This window comes from Rhizobium sp. G21 (assembly GCF_014158035.1).
Taxonomy (GTDB): domain Bacteria; phylum Pseudomonadota; class Alphaproteobacteria; order Rhizobiales; family Rhizobiaceae; genus Rhizobium_E.
In genome coordinates this window covers 3,365,130-3,381,019 of record NZ_JACFXW010000001.1, presented here as the reverse complement: position 1 = coordinate 3,381,019, position 15,890 = coordinate 3,365,130, and the positions used below count along the sequence as shown (strand labels likewise).

The window sequence follows — 15,890 nt, the reverse complement described above, 5'->3', positions numbered from 1 at the left end:
CTCCCTGTCATGTGGGATAAAGACGGATGGCGCGCCACGGTTCCATCGAGCTTGGGAACTTACGGCGGAGAAGGCGGTTCGCATCGCTGTTTCGAACGCCCGGGAGCCGGCCATGCCGCCGATGATCCGCCTCATTCTGTTTCATGCCGGCCCTTCCCTGGCCGGCGCGCCGTGGCAAACAGCGGATGACATCAGGACCGGAGGACGAAATGACCGCGACCGCGCAGAAGAAGACCCGCATTCTCGACGGCGGCATGAGCCGCGAACTGGTGCGGCTGGGCGCCGAACTCAAGCAGCCCGAATGGTCGGCGCTGGCGTTGATGAACGCGCCCGACATCGTGCGCAAGGTGCATGAGGAGTTCATCGAGGCGGGCGCCGAGGTGATCACCACCAATTCCTATGCGCTGGTGCCCTTCCATATCGGCGAGGAGAAATTCCGGTCCGACGGCGCAGCCCTGACCGCGCTGGCCGGCCGGCTGGCGCGCGAAGCGGCCGACGGCGTCGGCCAGGGCCGGACGCTGGTCGCGGGCTCGCTGCCGCCGATCTTCGGCTCCTACGAGCCGCAACTGTTCGACGCGTCCCGCGTGCAGGATTACCTTCATGTGCTCGTCACCTATCTCGCGCCCTATGTCGATCTCTGGCTCGGCGAGACGCTCAGCCTGATCGCCGAGGGCGAGGCCGTGCGCGAGGCGATCAAGGACACGGGCAAGCCGTTCTGGATTTCCTTCACGCTGGATGACGCCGATCTCGCAATGTCGCAGGGCGCGGCGCGGCTGCGATCGGGCGAGAGCGTGACGGCGGCGGCGGAATGGGCGGTGTCTTCGGGCGCGGCGGCGCTGCTGTTCAACTGCGCCAAGCCCGAAGTCATGGGCCGGGCGGTGGAGGCGGCCAAAACCGTGTTCGACGCGCATGGCGCCGACATCGAGATCGGCGTCTACGCCAACGCGTTTGAGAATCTCAACGATGGCGAAGCGGCCAACGAAGGCCTGCACGGCACCCGCGAGGATCTCAATTCCGACAAATACTCGGCCTTCGCGGCGGAATGGGTGGAAAAGGGCGCGAGCCTGGTGGGGGCTGCTGCGGCATCGGCGCCGAGCATATCTGCAGGGTGGCCAATCGGCTCAAGGCGTGATGGTCGCAGGAGGCGAAGCGGCAGGGCTCAGGCGCTCCTGGCCCCGCCGCCGAACAGGACATAGCCGAGGGCGGCGGCGATCAGGCCGAGATTGAAGCCAGCGACGACCAGCAGGGCGGTGAAGAGCGACGCGCCGTAGAACACGACGCCGACGATCGCCACGACGGAAATGAGAAACGCGACGAGGATCACAGCGAAGGCGGAGCGCAGAAGCGCCGACAACAGGCCTGTCAGTGTCGACGTCGCTAAAATCATCTTCGCCCCTCTCGCGGATTGGTGGGCGCAGCCTGCCAGACAACGAGCAATATTCGCTTATCCGAACGCCTAAACTTTTACCGATCGCCATTTTCCGGGACAGATGCAGCGGCGTCTGGAGACCGTCGGTCAACGAAATTTGACCCTTTGAGGGCGGCAAGACAAGCCGGTTCGGCCGGACACGCCCTAGCGGATTGAATGCGAAGCGTTTTTTCTTGTCGCGACAGAGAGTTTGCGGAGGCCGAAACGGCGGCGGGGCCGACGAATCGCGCGTTTGGCCTCCAAAGTGCGAAAGGCGCGGTCGCCCGCGCCCTTCGATCTCTCGCATGACGTCGAAGCGTCAGACCTGCATCGCGCCGGGGCCGGGCTCGGCGCCCGGCGGGCATTTGCCGAGAATGATCATGCCGAGCACTTCGTCCTTGGTCACGTCCTCGGTGCGCGCATGGCCCACGACGCGGCCGTTCTTCATCACCGACACGCGGTCTGCGAGATCGAAGACGTCATGGATGTCGTGGCTGATCAGGAAGATGCCGATGCCGTCCTTCTTCAGCTCCTTGATGAGCTCGCCGACCTGCGCCGTCTCCTGCGGGCCGAGCGCAGCGGTAGGCTCGTCCATGATCAGGATGCGCGCGTTGAACATGATGGCGCGGGCGATGGCCACCGACTGGCGCTGGCCGCCGGACAGAGCCTTCACCGGCTCCTTGAAGCGGCGGAAGTTGGGGTTCAACCGTCCCATGACCCGGCGCGCTTCCGCTTCCATCGCCACGTCGTCGAGCGTGCCCCATTTGGTGAGGATCTCGCGGCCGAGGAACAGATTGGCGGCGGCGTCGACATTGTCGGCGAGGCCGAGCGTCTGGTAGATCGTCTCGATGCCGTAACCCTTGGCGTCGCGCGGATTTTCGATATCCGCCTTGTCGCCGTTGATGAAGATGTCGCCGTGATCGCGTTTATAGGCGCCCGACAGCATCTTGATGAGCGTGGATTTGCCTGCGCCGTTATGGCCGAGCAGCGCCACGACTTCGCCGGGGAAGAGATCCACCGAGGCGTGATCGACGGCCTTGATGCCGCCGAAGGCGATGGAGATGTCCTTCATCTCCACGAGAGGCGTGCCCGCAGGCTTCTGATAAATACCCATGACGGTTCCTCCCTTACTTGGCGTGGCGGCGATAGACGGTGTCGACATAGACGGCCAGGACCAGCACGCCGCCGACGACCATGTTCTGGATGGCGGCGTCGAAGCCGACCAGAACCATGCCCGAATAGAGCGACTGCATGACGAGCGCGCCGATCATCGCGCCGTAGATGGTGCCGGAGCCGCCGGCGAGCGACGTGCCGCCGATGACGGCCGCGGCGATGACGTAGAGTTCGTCGTTGCGGCCGAGATCGGCCGTGGCCGCCTTGAGGCGCGCCGAGGAAATCGCCGCGGCGATGCCGACCAGGAAGCCCATCAGCGTGAAGATCAGCATGGTCAGGCGGCGCGTATTGATGCCGGCGAGTTCGGCGGCTTCAGGATTGCCGCCCATGGCGAAGACATAGCGGCCGAACTTGGTGCGCGTGGTCATGAAGGTCATGGCGAGCACGACGGCCAGAGCGATGAGAACCGGAATGGCCCAACCATGACCGACGACCAGCGTCGCCGGATCGAGATTATGCGCGGCGGCATACTGCTTGATGATGCCCTTCGGCCAGGGATAGGAATTCATCACATAGGTGGCGGCGAGGATGACCAGCATGGATACGCCGCCGATGAAGAATTCCGCCCAGGTGGGGCGCATCGGAAAGCCGAAGCGGGCGCGCTGCTTGCGGGCGCCGGCCAGCATCCAGGCGACGCCGACGCAGGCGATCACCGCGACCACCCAGCTCGCCGTGACGCCGATGGAGCCATAGGGGCCGCCGCCGATCAGCGAGAAGGTCTCGTCGATGGGCGCGATGGTTTCGCCGCGCGCCACGAGCCAGGCCGCGCCGCGCCAGACCAGCAGGCCGCCGAGCGTGACGATGAATGAGGGGATCTCGAGATAGGCGATCAGATAGCCTTGGAAGGTGCCGATGATCGAGCCGACGATGAGACCGAAGATCACCGTGATGATCCAGATGGCGGGATGGCCGATGCCGAGCCAGTTGGGCAGCACCCACACCTGCAGCACCGCCATCATCATGGCGGTGACGCCGAGCATGGCGCCGACGGAGAGGTCGATGTGGCGGGTGACGATGATCAGCACCATGCCGGTGGCCATGACCGTGATGGCGGCGGTCTGCACCGACAGGTTCCACAGATTGCGCGCCGTCAGAAAGTTGCCGGCTCCGTTGGCATAGGCGCCGTAGACGTGAAAGCCGATCCAGATCAGCAGCAGCGCGCCGATCATGCCGAGCATGCGCGTGTCGATCTCGGTGGCGCGCAGGAATGTTTTGAAAGGTCCTTCCTGCTGCAGCGCAGGACCTGTGGTGGATTGCACCTGGCTCATAATTTGCTCCCTGTTCCCGCCCGCTTATGAGTTGGCCGGATGGCCTGTTCGGGGAAACGCGCTCTCGTGATGGCCGCCTACAATCGGATGTGCGGCGAGGAGCGCAGCCGCATGGGTTGCGTTCTGTTCTTTGTTTTTGGAAAACGCGCCGCCTTGGGGGCGACGCGTCTGATCGAGGCTCTGGCCGCGAGGATTACTTGCAGACCGCGACCGAACCGGCCTTGACGCCGGCGCAGACGGTGGCCTGGTCGACCCAACCGGCGTCGATGACGGCGTTGAGGTTGTCCTTGGTGATCGGGGTCGGGTTCAGGAGAACCGCGTTCATCTCGACCTTGCGAGCGCCGTCCTTGAACTTGGAGACGTTCGGCACTTCTTCCATGGACTTGCCGTCGGCGAGCATGAGGGCGGCTTCGGCGGCGAGCTTGCCGAGAGCGCGGGAGTCCTTCCAGATCGACACGAGCTGCGTGCCCTGGGCGACGCGGTTCAGAGCGGCCTTGTCGCCGTCCTGGCCGGTGACCGGAACGCTGCCGGCGAGACCCTGGGCCTGCAGAGCGGCGACGACGCCGCCGGCCATGCCGTCGTTTTCAGACAGAACCGCATCGACGTTGTTGTCGTTGGCGGTCAGGATCTGTTCCATGTTCTTCTGGGCGTTTTCCGGCTTCCAGCCGTCCGACGAAGCTTCGCCGACGATCTTGATCTTGCCGGCGTCGATATTCGGCTTCAGCACTTCCATCATGCCGTTGTAGAGGAAGGTGGCGTTCGGATCGCCCGGGTCGCCCTTGATGACGGCGAAGTTGCCGCTATCCTTGACCTTGAGCATTTCCTTGGCCATCAGGCGGCCGACGCCGACGTTGTCGAAGGTCATGTAGAGAACCGAGGGATGCTCGATCTGAACGTCGTAAGCGATCATCGGAACGCCTTCGGATGCGGCCTTTTCGACGGCCGGCATGATGGCTTCGGAGTCGTAGGGAACGATCAGCAGCACGTCGGCGCCCTGCGACATCAGGGATTCGATGTCGGTGAGCTGCTTGGCGGCGGAACCCTGCGCATCGGCAGAGATGTACTTGTCGCCATTGTCTTCGACGATTTTCTTGATGACGGCTTCGTCCGTCTTCCAACGCTCTTCCTGGAAGATCTTCCAGGACACGGCGACGGTCTTGCCGGCGGCCATGACGGGGCCGGCGACGGACATGGCAAAGACTGCGCTGGCGAGCGCAACTGCAAACTTCTTCATATTGTCCTCCCGATGCGTATCGCATCAACCGATTGCAGCCGACCCGGTTCTTCTCCTAATCCCCCGGCCGACCGTTGCGAACCCTATTTTTCGAGGGTCGAAAAAAGAGTGACTCACATCTTCGCCTGTGTCAAGATGTATTTCAAATCGATTAAGCGTTGCATTGCACAGTGATTTTGCTAGCGCATGATCGGTTTTGCCAGTTGGAGGAGCTGGTCACATGTCCATCATCGTGCGCCAGGACGACGTCCGGCGGCAAAATCAATTCGGCGTTCTCATGGCGTTGCGTCGCCATGGCCCGATGTCCCGCACCGAGCTCAGCGCGGCGACGGGATTGTCCGCGTCGACGGTCACCGTCATCACCAACAGCCTGATGGAGCGGGGCGCCCTGTCGGCCGATCCGATCACGGAGGTCGGCGCGCAAAGGCGCGGCCGGCCGCAGGTGTCGGTGCGCCCTCGCCCGGCGCATGCGACCATCGCCGTGGTCTTCGTCGGGCTCAACACCATCCAGACCGCGCTCGCCGATTACAGCGGCCAGGTCTTCGCGTTCGAGACGCGCACGATCGCGACCAAGCGGATGACCGCCGAAGCGCTCGGCCGCGAAGTGACCGGCTTCCTGGGGAGATGCTCGACAAGCACGCCGGTGACGCCGGACCGCTGCTGCGCATTTCGGCGGCGGTGGAAGGCATCGTCGACGCCGACCGCAAGACGCTTCTGTCGTCGCCAGTCATCGATCTCATCAATGTGCCGCTGGGCCAGTATCTCGAAGACCGCTTCGGCGTCGATGTCGAGATCTCCAACGAAAGCAACATGATCGCCGAGGCGCTGCATTGGCGCGCGCCCGAACGCTATGGCGCGAATTTCGCCACCGTTCTTCTGTCGACCGGCGTCGGCATGGGGCTCTACATGGACGGACGGATGTTTTCGGGCGTGCGCTCCTCGGCGGTGGAGTTCGGCCACACCAATTTCCGCCCCGACGGCGCGCTCTGCCGCTGCGGTCGCCGCGGCTGCATTGAGGCCTATGCCGGGACCTATTCGCTGTGGCGGGCGGTGCGCGGGGTGCCGGAGACGCAATTGCTCGAGGAAGATCCGCCGGCGAATGCGCTGCAGACCCTGATCGAGGCGGCCCGCGCCGGCGAAGGGCCGGAACGACAGGCGTTCCGCGAGGCCGGCAAGGCGATCGGCACAGGGCTTTCCAATGTCTTCACGCTGTTCGACCCGATCCCGCTGGTCTTCACGGGCCCCGGCATCGCCGCGATGGAATTCATGGAAGACAGCATACGCGAGGCGCTGTCGCGCGCCTGTTTTGGCCAACCGGTGCCGATCAGCGTCGTCGACAGCTATCTCGACTATCGCGCGCTGATCCGCGAGGGCTGCCTGATGCGGGCGCTGGTGTTTCTCGACGAGAGCCTGCCCGACCAGGGGGATGCGCGCGACCGGCGCGACAGCCTGCAGCAACAGGCCTCTTCGGCGCTCTGACACAGGGAGCGCCGACTTTCGCAAAAGCGCAAAAACAAAAAAAGGCCAGGTTCTTCACCTGACCTTCCCTGGCATCCAACGATCGACAGCGCCAGTACATCCGTGGTCGCCGGATCGTTCGATGCAATTCCTGTAACCGTCTGTAATGACAGTTTCACAACAACCTGATTAATAAATGGTTAATCAGGGGAAAATTTCAAGGGGAAAGAGGTTTTTTTATTGGCGGGGATCTCGACAGAGCCGGGTCCACCAGACGCAAGAGACCCAGTTCGGCTCGATTCGCTCAGGACGGATCGATAGCGCTTACGACTTTGGCGACGATTTCATCCATCGTCGCGCTATCCAAGGTCTCAATATAACGTGCGCGCTTTGCATTGACCCGAGCGACCAGGTCGACGCTGCGGACCTGATTACAGATCGCCACACCGGTGGTTTGATGACCAGAGATATTGACTGCCAGTCCAACGCGACGTGTGAACAGGCCTCCTGTCGTAATGGGCACGAGCATGCAGACACCAAGCGCATTGACTTCCTTCGGCGTAATGACCACGCATCGATGCTCGTCACGCATCTCATTGCCCATGACGGGATTGAGATCCATCAGGTACACGTCGCCACGCTTCGGCGTCTGGCTGCGGACCATCATATGAGTTCATTGCCGAAGCGTTGGTCGTCTTCAAGCCAAGCGCCCCGATCCTTGTCGAGGGCCTTTAATTCTTCGGATCCTTCGAGAATTTCGGCCAGCGTATAGTGTTTTTTGCTCGACTGAACCGGCCTCGCGATGAGTTCGCCATTGTCCACGGAAAGCGACAGTTGCGCGCCGACTTCCAAGTCGAGGATCTTCAGAAGCGCGGGCGGAATTGTGATGACGGCCGCGCCGCCCTGTCGCCTGATCTTGGTAGAAATGGTCATAATGCCAGCCTCCGTATTGTGCTACAAATATAGCACTTCCTGGCGGACAATCAAACTTACCAAAAGAAAAGGCCCGGGCGTCGTCGCCCGGGCCTTTTTGTCGATATCAAAACTCAGTGGCTGTCCTTGCCCACCGCATTACCGCGACATCCCTTGAGGAAGTCGAGGTCGGCGCCGGTGTCGGCGCCTTCGACATGCTGCTGGTGCAGCCAAGCGTAGCCGGAGGTCGGCAGTTCGTGGTGGGGCTTCCACTCGGCCAGGCGCTGCGCCAGTTCCTCATCGGAAATGTCGAGATGCAGGCGACGGTTCGGCACGTCGAGCTCGATCATGTCGCCATTTTTTACCACCGCAAGCGGGCCGCCGACTGCGGCTTCCGGCGAGGTGTGCAGAACGACGGTGCCGTAAGCGGTGCCGGACATGCGGGCGTCGGAGATGCGGACCATGTCGGTGATGCCCTTCTTGAGCACCTTGGGCGGCAGGCCCATATTGCCGACTTCGGCCATGCCCGGATAGCCCTTGGGTCCGCAGTTCTTCATGACCATGACGCAGGTCTCGTCGATGTCGAGATTGTCGTCGTTGATCTTGGCCTTGTAGTCGTCGATATCCTCGAACACCACGGCGCGGCCGCGATGGACGAGCAGGCTCGGCGTGGCGGCCGACGGCTTGAGCACCGCGCCCTTGGGCGCGAGATTGCCGCGGACGACGACGATGCCGCCCGACTGCGTCAACGCCTTCTCGGCCGGCAGGATGACGTCCTCGTTCCAGTTGACGACGTCCTTGACCTCGTCCCAGACGGTTTCGCCCGACACGGTGAGCGCATCTTTATGCAGGAGGCCGGCTTCGCCGAGACGCTTCAGGACCACCGGCAGGCCGCCCGCATAGAAGAACTCTTCCATGAGATATTTGCCCGACGGCATCAGGTTGACGATGGTGGGCACGTCGCGGCCGCAACGGTCCCAGTCGTCGAGCGTCAGATCGATGCCGACGCGGCCGGCCATGGCGAGCAGGTGGATGACCGCGTTGGTCGAGCCGCCGATGGCCGCATTGGTGCGGATGGCGTTCTCGAAGGCCTGCTTGGTCATGATGTCCGACGGCTTGAGATCGTCCTTGACCATCTGCACGATGCGGCGGCCGGTAAGCTGCGCCATGACCTTGCGGCGCGAATCGACGCCGGGAATGGCGGCGTTGCCCGACAGCGCCATGCCGAGCGCTTCGGCCATGGAGGCCATGGTCGAGGCGGTGCCCATGGTGTTGCAGGTGCCCGAGGAACGGCTCATCGACGCTTCAGCTTCCAGGAACTCGGCCTGGGTCATCTCGCCGGCCTTCACCATTTCCGAGAACTTCCACAGATGCGTGCCGGAGCCGACGCGCTCGCCGCGGAAATAGCCGTTGAGCATCGGACCGCCGGTGACGACGATCGACGGCAGGTCGACCGAAGCCGCCGCCATCAGCAGCGACGGCGTGGTCTTGTCGCAGCCGACCATCAGCACGCAGCCATCCATCGGCTGGCCGCGGATGGTCTCTTCGATCGAGAGCGCCGCCAGGTTGCGATACATCATCGCGGTCGGGCGGAAGGTGTTTTCCGACGCGGAGAACACCGGCACTTCCATCGGGAAGCCGCCGGCTTCCCAGATGCCGGCCTTCACCTTTTCGGCGAGTTCGCGCAGATGCCCGTTGCAAGGCGTCATGTCCGACCAGGTGTTGAGGATGCCGATCACGGGGCGACCGTCGAACAGGTCGTGCGGATAGCCCTGATTCTTCATCCAGCCGCGATGGTAGATGACGTCACGGCTCGTGCCGCCATACCATTCCTGCGATCTCAGTTTGCGCGGCCATTCAGCTTTCTTTTTCATCGTCTCGTCCTTTGCCGAAAACCGGTCCTCAAGCCAATGTGTAGGCGGTCTTGACGGAGGTGAAGAATTCGGCGGCGTATTTGCCCTGTTCGCGGCTGCCGAAAGACGAAGATTTGCGACCGCCGAACGGCACGTGGAAATCGACGCCGGCGGTCGGCAGGTTGACCATCACCATGCCGGCTTCGGCATTGCGCTTGAAATGCGTCGCATGCTTGAGGCTGGTGGTGGCGATGCCCGACGACAGGCCAAAGATCGTATCGTTGGCGACATGCAGCGCCTCTTCGTAATCCTTGACGCGGATGACGGCCGCGACCGGTCCGAAGATTTCCTCGCGCGAGATGCGCATGTCGTTGGTGGCTTCGGTGAACAGCGTTGGCTGCAGGTAGAAGCCCGGGTTTTCGCGTTCGATGACATCGCCTCCGAATGCGAGATTGGCGCCTTCCTGCCGGCCGATGGCGATATAGTCGGTGTCGGTCTTGAGCTGGCGGGCGTCGACCACCGGACCGATATGGGTGCCGGTCTTCATGGCGTCGTCGACCACGAGCGTCTTCAGACGTTCGGTGAGGGTGGCGACGAACTTGTCGTGGATGCCTTCCGTCACGATGATGCGCGAGGACGCCGTGCAACGCTGGCCGGTGGAGAAGAAGCCCGAATTGGCGGCCGCTTCGACGGCGACGTTGAGATCGGCGTCGTCGAGCACGACGAAGGGATTCTTGCCGCCCATTTCCAGCTGGAACTTGCGGTTATGCTCGATCGAGGCGAGCGCCACGCGCTTGCCGGTGCCGGTGGAGCCGGTAAAGGTCAGGCCCGACAGCAGCGGGCTGTCCAGCATGACCTGGCCGATCACGGAACCCTTGCCCATCACCAGGTTGAGCACGCCCTTGGGCAGGCCGGCGCGATGCAAGATATCGACGATCGCCCAGGCGCAGCCCGGGACCAGTTCGGCAGGCTTGAACACCACCGTATTGCCGTAGCAGAGCGCCGGCGCGATCTTCCAGGCCGGAATGGCGATCGGGAAGTTCCAGGGCGTGATGATGCCGATGACGCCGAGCGGATCGCGGGTCATTTCGACGCCGATGTTCGGGCGCACCGACGGCACGGATTCACCGGTCAGCCGCAGCGCTTCGCCGGCGAAGAAGTCGAAAATCTGCGCGGCGCGCATGACTTCGCCAATGGCTTCCGGCAGCGTTTTGCCTTCCTCCCGGGCGAGCAATGCGCCCAGTTCGTCCTTGCGGGCGAGGATCTCGTCGGAAGTTTTACGCAGGATGGCGTGGCGCTGCATGATGCCGGAGCGCGACCATTCCGGAAACGCCGCCTTGGCGGCTTCGATGGCGGCCTGCATGTCGGCGGCGCTGCCCGACGCATAGTGACCGACCACTTCATTGGTGTTGGACGGGTTGATATTCTCGACGGCTTCGGCGCCGACCCATTCGCCAGCGATCAGGTTCTGGTGCAATGTCATGACGATAGTCTCCTTTTCGAGCGCAGCCCAACGGGCCGACGGCTCCTTCAATTACAGAATGCGGACGGAAACGGGCTGTTCGTCCGCAGTCTTCAGCGGGTTGCGCAGCGCCAGGCCGAAATCCGGGGCTTCGATCTCGAACACGTCGCCCGGCTCGGGCTTGACGCCTTCGGCGAAGGACAGCGTGGCGGTGCCGAACATATGCACATGCACTTCGCCCGGCTGACGGAACAGCTCATATTTGAAATGGTGATATTCGAGATTGGCGAAAGTGTGGGACATGTTCGCTTCGCCCGACAGGAAGGGCTTCTCGAAAATCACCTGATCGCCGCGGCGGATGCGCGACGTGCCGCGAATGTCTTCCGGCGGCGCGCCGATGCGGATTTCCGGACCGAAGCTCGCCTGGCGCAGCTTGGAATGGGCGAGGTAGAGATAGTTGATCCGTTCGGTGACGTGATCGGAAAACTCGTTGGAGACAGCGAAGCCGACGCGGAACGGCGTTCCATCCTCGCCGATCACATAGATGCCGGCCATTTCGGGCTCTTCGCCGCCATCCAGCGCGAAAGAGGGCGAGGTCAGCGGCTGTTCGGGAGACACGGCCTGGGTGCCATTGCCCTTGTAGAACCATTCCGGCTGCACGCCCTTTTCTCCCGCCTTCGGCTTGCCGCCTTCGAGGCCCATCTTGAACATCTTCATCGAGTCCGTCAGGGTTTCCTCGGCGGCCTCGGACGTCTTCTTGTGCATGGCGTCGCGAGTGGCGGCCGAGCCGAGATGCGTCAGGCCCGTGCCGGTCAGATGCAGGTGCGCCGGATCGGAATGGGTGATCGGCGGCAGGAAGCGCTTCTCGTCGCGGACCTGAATGAGATCGATAACATTAGCAAAACCGAAAGAAAGAACCACGTCCTTCAACGACTTGCCCTCGGACGCCGCCTGCATCGCGAGCCGATAGACGCTTTCGGCGCCCTTGACGATGCGGGCTTCGCCGCCCAGTTCGCGGGCGACCACAGCCATGTCGCCAGCTTCAGTCTTGATCTGCGAAATCAGCACGATTTATTCCTTTCGCAAGCATATCTCATATGGGGTGGCCCGCCCGGGGCATAAAGACCGTCCGGGCGGGAAATCGGCGAAGGGCTCAGCCCTTGCGCTTGTTGTAGACGTCGAAATAGACGGCCGCGAGCAGCACCAGGCCCTTGACGAGCTGCTGGTAATCAATCGACAGGCCCATGATCGACATGCCGTTGTTGAGCACGCCCATGATGAAGGCGCCGACCACGGCTCCGGTGATCTTGCCGACGCCGCCGGAGGCCGAGGCGCCGCCGATGAAGCAGGCCGCGATGACGTCGAGCTCGATGCCGACGCCGGCCTTCGGGGTGGCCGAGTTCAGGCGGGCGGCGATGATCATGCCGGCGAGACCGGCGAGCGCGCCCATATTGACGAAGGTCAGGAAGGTCAGCCGCTCGGTGTTGATGCCGGAGAGCTTGGCCGCCTTCTCGTTGCCGCCCATGGCGTAGATGCGGCGGCCGATGGTCGAGCGCGTGGTCACGAACATATAGAGGCCGATCAGCACCGCCATGACGACGAGCACGTTCGGCAGACCCTTGTAGGTGGACAGCTGGAAGCCGAGATAGACGGCGACGATCGCGGTGACGCCCATCTGCACCAGGAAGAAGGTGAAGGGTTCGTTTTGCGAGCCATGCTGCTCATTGACCGAACGGGTTCGGAAGCCGCTATAGATCATGAAGGCGACGGCGGCCAGGACGACGATCAGCGCGAACCAGTTCTTGATCAGGCTGGTCGAGGGGTCGGAGACCAGGAAGCCGAAGAAATCAGGCATGAAGCCGGTGGAGAGAACCTGGAAATCCTTCGGGAACGGGCCGAGGGGACGGTTCTGCAGCACGAGATAGGTCAGGCCGCGGAACACCAGCATGCCGGCCAGCGTGACGATGAAGGCCGGGATCTTCTGGTAGGCGACCCAGTAGCCCTGGGCGGCGCCGACGAGACCGCCGATGATGAGGCAGAGCGGCACCACGATGATTGGGCTCAACTGCCACTTCACCAGCATGATGGCGGATATGCCGCCGATGAAGGCGACGATGGAGCCGACCGAGAGGTCGATATGGCCGGCGACGATGATCAGCAGCATGCCCAGCGCCATGATGACGATGAACGAATTCTGCAGCACGAGATTGGTCAGGTTGACCGGGCGGAACAGCACGCCGCCGGTGATGACCTGAAAGAACAGCATGATGACGACGAGCGCGATCAGAAGCCCGTATTCGCGAATGTTCTTGCGGAAATAGGCGCCGAAGGACACCTCGTTGGATGCGGTGGTCGTGTTGTTTTCCGAGACCATTAGTGTTTCTCCCCGGAGCGCATGATCGCGCGCATGATGGATTCCTGGCTTGCTTCCGCCTTGGAAAGCTCGGCGACGATGCGTCCTTCGTTCATGACGTAGATGCGGTCGCAGGTGCCGAGCAGTTCGGGCATTTCCGACGAGATCATCAGAATGCCTTTGCCCTCGGCCGCCAGTTGATTGATGATGGAGTAGATTTCGTATTTCGCGCCGACATCGATGCCGCGGGTCGGCTCGTCGAGGATCAGCACTTCAGGATTGGTGAACAGCCATTTCGACAGCACGACCTTCTGCTGGTTGCCGCCCGACAGGTTGACGGTTTCCTGATAGATCGAATGCGAGCGGATGCGCAGCTTGCTGCGATAATCCGTGGCGATCTTCGATTCCTGCCGGTCGTCGATCACGCCCATCGAGGATACGCCGTCGAGATTGGCCAGCGTGGTGTTTTCCTTGATGTTGTTGATCAGCACGAGCCCGAGATGCTTGCGGTCTTCGGTCACGTAAGCGAGGCCGGCGTCGATGGCCTTGGGAATGGTTGTCACATCCACCGCCTTGCCGTGCATCAGCACGTCGCCGGTGATCTTGTGGCCCCAGGAACGGCCGAACAGGCTCATCGCCGTTTCCGTGCGCCCCGCGCCCATCAATCCGGCGATGCCGACGACTTCGCCGGCGCGGACGTTGAAATTGACGTCGTGCAGGAATTTACGGTCGCGATGGTTCTGGTGATAGACGTTCCAGTTCTTGACCTCGAGGATCGTCTCGCCGATCGGCACGTCGCGCGGAGGATAGCGATCCTCCATGTCGCGGCCGACCATGCCCTTGATGATCGTATCCTCGCTGATGTCTTCCTTGTGACAATCGAGCGTGCCCACGGTTCCGCCATCGCGCAGAATGGTGATCTGGTCAGCGACCTTGCGGATCTCGTTGAGCTTGTGGGAAATGATGATCGAGGTCATCCCCTGACGGCGGAACTCCATGAGGAGTTCGAGCAGCGCGTCGGAATCCTTTTCGTTGAGCGAAGCGGTGGGCTCGTCGAGGATCAGCAACCGCACCTTCTTGGACAGCGCCTTGGCGATTTCCACGAGCTGCTGCTTGCCGACGCCGATATCGTTGATCAGCGTGCTGGGCGATTCCTTGAGACCGACCTTGTCGAGCAGGTCCTGGGTGCGCGCAAACGTCTGCTGCCAGTTGATCACGCCCTTTTCGGCGATCTCGTTGCCGAGGAAAATGTTTTCCGCGATCGACAGAAGCGGCACGAGCGCCAGTTCCTGGTGAATGATGATGATGCCGAGATGTTCGCTGTCGGAGATCTTGCCGAAGCGGCGCGCCTCTCCATCGAACAGAATTTCGCCGTCGAACGTGCCTGCGGGATAGACGCCGCTCAGCACTTTCATAAGGGTCGACTTGCCAGCGCCGTTCTCCCCAACCAGCGCGTGGATCTCGCCTTGGCGGACCTTGAAGCTCACGTCGTTCAGGGCTTTCACGCCCGGAAACGTCTTGGTGATGCCCCGCATTTCCAGAATGATTTTATCCATGTTGCTTTTTCCAGCACCAGACAGACGCGAGATGCGCCGGGCCGGGCGACATTCAGGGGTCCCATACTATGTGAGAAAGGGTCCGCAAGAGCTGCGGACCCCAAATACCGTCAGACGCGGGATCAGTTGTTGATCTGGTCTTCGGTGTAGTAGCCGGCGCCGACGAGGACGTCCTTGGCGTTGGTCTTGTCGACCGCGACCGGCTTCAGGAGGTAGGACGGAACGACCTTGACGCCGTTGTCGTAGGTCTTGGTGTCGTTGACCTCAGGCTCCTTGCCCGACATGATGGCGTCGACCATGCCGACAGCAACCTTGGCGAGTTCGCGGGTATCCTTGAACACAGTCGAATACTGCTCGTTGGCCAGAATGGACTTCACAGACGGCAGTTCGGCGTCCTGACCGGTCACGATCGGCATCGGCATGTCGCCGGAGCCGTAGCCCACGCCCTTCAGAGCGGAGATGATGCCGATGGAGAGGCCGTCATATGGCGACAGAACGCCGTCGACCTTGGCGTCGGTGTAGGTCGAGGACAGCAGGTTTTCCATGCGAGCCTGGGCGACGGCGCCGTCCCAACGCAGCGTGCCGACCTGGTCCATGCCCATCTGGCCGGACTTGACGACGATCTTGCCGGAATCGATCAGCGGCTGCAGAACCGACATGGCGCCGTCATAGAAGAAGAAGGCGTTGTTGTCGTCGGGCGAACCGCCGAACAGTTCGACATTCTTCGGAGCGGTCGCGCCGTCGAGCTTCAGGCCTTCGACCAGCGAGGTCGCCTGGAGAACGCCGACCTGGAAGTTGTCGAAGGTGGCGTAGTAGTCGACATTGCCGGAATCGCGGATGAGGCGATCGTAAGCGATGACCTTGACGCCGGCGTCATGGGCCTTCTGCAGGATGTCGGACAGCGTGGTGCCGTCGATGGCGCCGATCACGAGCACTTTCGCGCCCTTGGTGACCATGTTTTCGATCTGCGACAGCTGGTTCGGAATGTCGTCGTCGGCGAACTGCAGGTCCGGGGTGTAGCCGGCTTCCTTGAACAGCTTCTCCATGGTCTCGCCGTCGGAGATCCAACGGGTGGACGTCTTCGTCGGCATGGAAATGCCAACCACGCCCTTGTCGGCGAATGCCGGGGCGACGAAGGTCGCGACAGACATGGCGGCTGCGGCGAGCAGCGAAGTAATGAGTTTCATAAAGGTTCTCTCCCTGGTTCATGAAA

13 protein-coding genes and 2 pseudogenes are annotated in these 15,890 nt (G+C 62.3%); 3 read left to right on the top strand and 12 right to left on the bottom strand.

Translation table 11 applies throughout. The features are described 5' to 3' along the window. The first annotated feature begins 209 nt into the window (after window positions 1-209). A pseudogene (locus H2O14_RS16890) lies at window positions 210-1,132 on the top strand (homocysteine S-methyltransferase family protein). Window positions 1,133-1,159: 27 nt separating this feature from the next. On the opposite strand, the gene H2O14_RS16885 reads toward H2O14_RS16890, so the two are convergent. The 4 genes from H2O14_RS16885 to H2O14_RS16870 form a co-directional block, all read right to left on the bottom strand. Further along, the gene (locus tag H2O14_RS16885) at window positions 1,160-1,387 is read right to left on the bottom strand and encodes a hypothetical protein (RefSeq protein WP_182828560.1); all 228 of its coding nucleotides are present in this window, start codon (window positions 1,385-1,387) and stop codon (window positions 1,160-1,162) included. 340 nt (window positions 1,388-1,727) lie between these two features. After that, window positions 1,728-2,522: an ATP-binding cassette domain-containing protein gene (locus tag H2O14_RS16880; protein ID WP_182828559.1), complete on the bottom strand. Its 795-nt coding sequence runs from the start codon at window positions 2,520-2,522 to the stop codon at window positions 1,728-1,730. A gap of 13 nt (window positions 2,523-2,535) precedes the next feature. Next, on the bottom strand, window positions 2,536-3,849 hold the full coding sequence (locus H2O14_RS16875) for a sugar ABC transporter permease (RefSeq protein WP_182828558.1): 1,314 nt from the start codon (window positions 3,847-3,849) through the stop codon (window positions 2,536-2,538). A 193-nt stretch (window positions 3,850-4,042) separates the two neighbouring features. Then, complete coding sequence (locus H2O14_RS16870) at window positions 4,043-5,083, bottom strand: substrate-binding domain-containing protein (protein WP_182828557.1); 1,041 nt, start codon at window positions 5,081-5,083, stop codon at window positions 4,043-4,045. A gap of 220 nt (window positions 5,084-5,303) precedes the next feature. Between H2O14_RS16870 and H2O14_RS28510 the strand changes: the two are divergent. Together H2O14_RS28510 and H2O14_RS16865 are read left to right on the top strand one after the other, a co-directional pair. After that, window positions 5,304-5,474: pseudogene (locus tag H2O14_RS28510) on the top strand (MarR family transcriptional regulator); the annotation flags it as partial. A 233-nt stretch (window positions 5,475-5,707) separates the two neighbouring features. After that, the gene (locus tag H2O14_RS16865) at window positions 5,708-6,562 is read left to right on the top strand and encodes an ROK family protein (protein ID WP_182828556.1); all 855 of its coding nucleotides are present in this window, start codon (window positions 5,708-5,710) and stop codon (window positions 6,560-6,562) included. 283 nt (window positions 6,563-6,845) lie between these two features. On the opposite strand, the gene H2O14_RS16860 is transcribed toward H2O14_RS16865, so the two are convergent. The 8 genes from H2O14_RS16860 to chvE all read right to left on the bottom strand — a co-directional run bounded on the left by H2O14_RS16860 (window position 6,846) and on the right by chvE (window position 15,864). Beyond that, a complete protein-coding gene (locus H2O14_RS16860) occupies window positions 6,846-7,208 on the bottom strand; it encodes a type II toxin-antitoxin system PemK/MazF family toxin (protein WP_246697426.1) in 363 nt (120 codons plus the stop codon). Next, the gene (locus tag H2O14_RS16855; RefSeq protein WP_182828555.1) at window positions 7,205-7,474 is read right to left on the bottom strand and encodes an AbrB/MazE/SpoVT family DNA-binding domain-containing protein; all 270 of its coding nucleotides are present in this window, start codon (window positions 7,472-7,474) and stop codon (window positions 7,205-7,207) included. Before H2O14_RS16855 ends, H2O14_RS16860 begins: the two co-directional genes overlap by 4 nt. Window positions 7,475-7,587: 113 nt before the next feature. Further along, window positions 7,588-9,327: an L-arabinonate dehydratase gene (araD, locus tag H2O14_RS16850; RefSeq protein WP_182828554.1), complete on the bottom strand. Its 1,740-nt coding sequence runs from the start codon at window positions 9,325-9,327 to the stop codon at window positions 7,588-7,590. Window positions 9,328-9,355: 28 nt separating this feature from the next. Further along, the gene (locus H2O14_RS16845; RefSeq protein WP_182828553.1) at window positions 9,356-10,789 is read right to left on the bottom strand and encodes an aldehyde dehydrogenase family protein; all 1,434 of its coding nucleotides are present in this window, start codon (window positions 10,787-10,789) and stop codon (window positions 9,356-9,358) included. 51 nt (window positions 10,790-10,840) lie between these two features. Then, window positions 10,841-11,836 (bottom strand): AraD1 family protein, encoded by a 996-nt coding sequence (gene araD1 / locus H2O14_RS16840; protein WP_182828552.1) that lies wholly within the window; start codon window positions 11,834-11,836, stop codon window positions 10,841-10,843. 85 nt (window positions 11,837-11,921) lie between these two features. Next, on the bottom strand, window positions 11,922-13,142 hold the full coding sequence (mmsB, locus tag H2O14_RS16835) for a multiple monosaccharide ABC transporter permease (protein ID WP_182828551.1): 1,221 nt from the start codon (window positions 13,140-13,142) through the stop codon (window positions 11,922-11,924). Then, a complete protein-coding gene (gene mmsA, locus H2O14_RS16830; RefSeq protein ID WP_182828550.1) occupies window positions 13,142-14,677 on the bottom strand; it encodes a multiple monosaccharide ABC transporter ATP-binding protein in 1,536 nt (511 codons plus the stop codon). The genes mmsB and mmsA overlap by 1 nt, the downstream gene beginning before the upstream one ends. A gap of 122 nt (window positions 14,678-14,799) precedes the next feature. Continuing rightward, window positions 14,800-15,864 (bottom strand): multiple monosaccharide ABC transporter substrate-binding protein, encoded by a 1,065-nt coding sequence (gene chvE / locus H2O14_RS16825; protein ID WP_182828549.1) that lies wholly within the window; start codon window positions 15,862-15,864, stop codon window positions 14,800-14,802. Between the last annotated feature and the right edge of the window lie 26 nt (window positions 15,865-15,890).

What these genes read in the sequence shown, in the direction of transcription:
- H2O14_RS16885 (WP_182828560.1), bottom strand. Translation starts at nt 1,387, where the DNA reads ATGATTTTAGCGACGTCGACACTGACAGGCCTGTTGTCGGCGCTTCTG.
- H2O14_RS16880 (WP_182828559.1), bottom strand. Translation starts at nt 2,522, where the DNA reads ATGGGTATTTATCAGAAGCCTGCGGGCACGCCTCTCGTGGAGATGAAG.
- H2O14_RS16875 (WP_182828558.1), bottom strand. Translation starts at nt 3,849, where the DNA reads ATGAGCCAGGTGCAATCCACCACAGGTCCTGCGCTGCAGCAGGAAGGA.
- H2O14_RS16870 (WP_182828557.1), bottom strand. Translation starts at nt 5,083, where the DNA reads ATGAAGAAGTTTGCAGTTGCGCTCGCCAGCGCAGTCTTTGCCATGTCC.
- H2O14_RS16865 (WP_182828556.1), top strand. Translation starts at nt 5,708, where the DNA reads ATGCTCGACAAGCACGCCGGTGACGCCGGACCGCTGCTGCGCATTTCG.
- H2O14_RS16860 (WP_246697426.1), bottom strand. Translation starts at nt 7,208, where the DNA reads ATGATGGTCCGCAGCCAGACGCCGAAGCGTGGCGACGTGTACCTGATG.
- H2O14_RS16855 (WP_182828555.1), bottom strand. Translation starts at nt 7,474, where the DNA reads ATGACCATTTCTACCAAGATCAGGCGACAGGGCGGCGCGGCCGTCATC.
- araD (WP_182828554.1), bottom strand. Translation starts at nt 9,327, where the DNA reads ATGAAAAAGAAAGCTGAATGGCCGCGCAAACTGAGATCGCAGGAATGG.
- H2O14_RS16845 (WP_182828553.1), bottom strand. Translation starts at nt 10,789, where the DNA reads ATGACATTGCACCAGAACCTGATCGCTGGCGAATGGGTCGGCGCCGAA.
- mmsB (WP_182828551.1), bottom strand. Translation starts at nt 13,142, where the DNA reads ATGGTCTCGGAAAACAACACGACCACCGCATCCAACGAGGTGTCCTTC.
- mmsA (WP_182828550.1), bottom strand. Translation starts at nt 14,677, where the DNA reads ATGGATAAAATCATTCTGGAAATGCGGGGCATCACCAAGACGTTTCCG.
- chvE (WP_182828549.1), bottom strand. Translation starts at nt 15,864, where the DNA reads ATGAAACTCATTACTTCGCTGCTCGCCGCAGCCGCCATGTCTGTCGCG.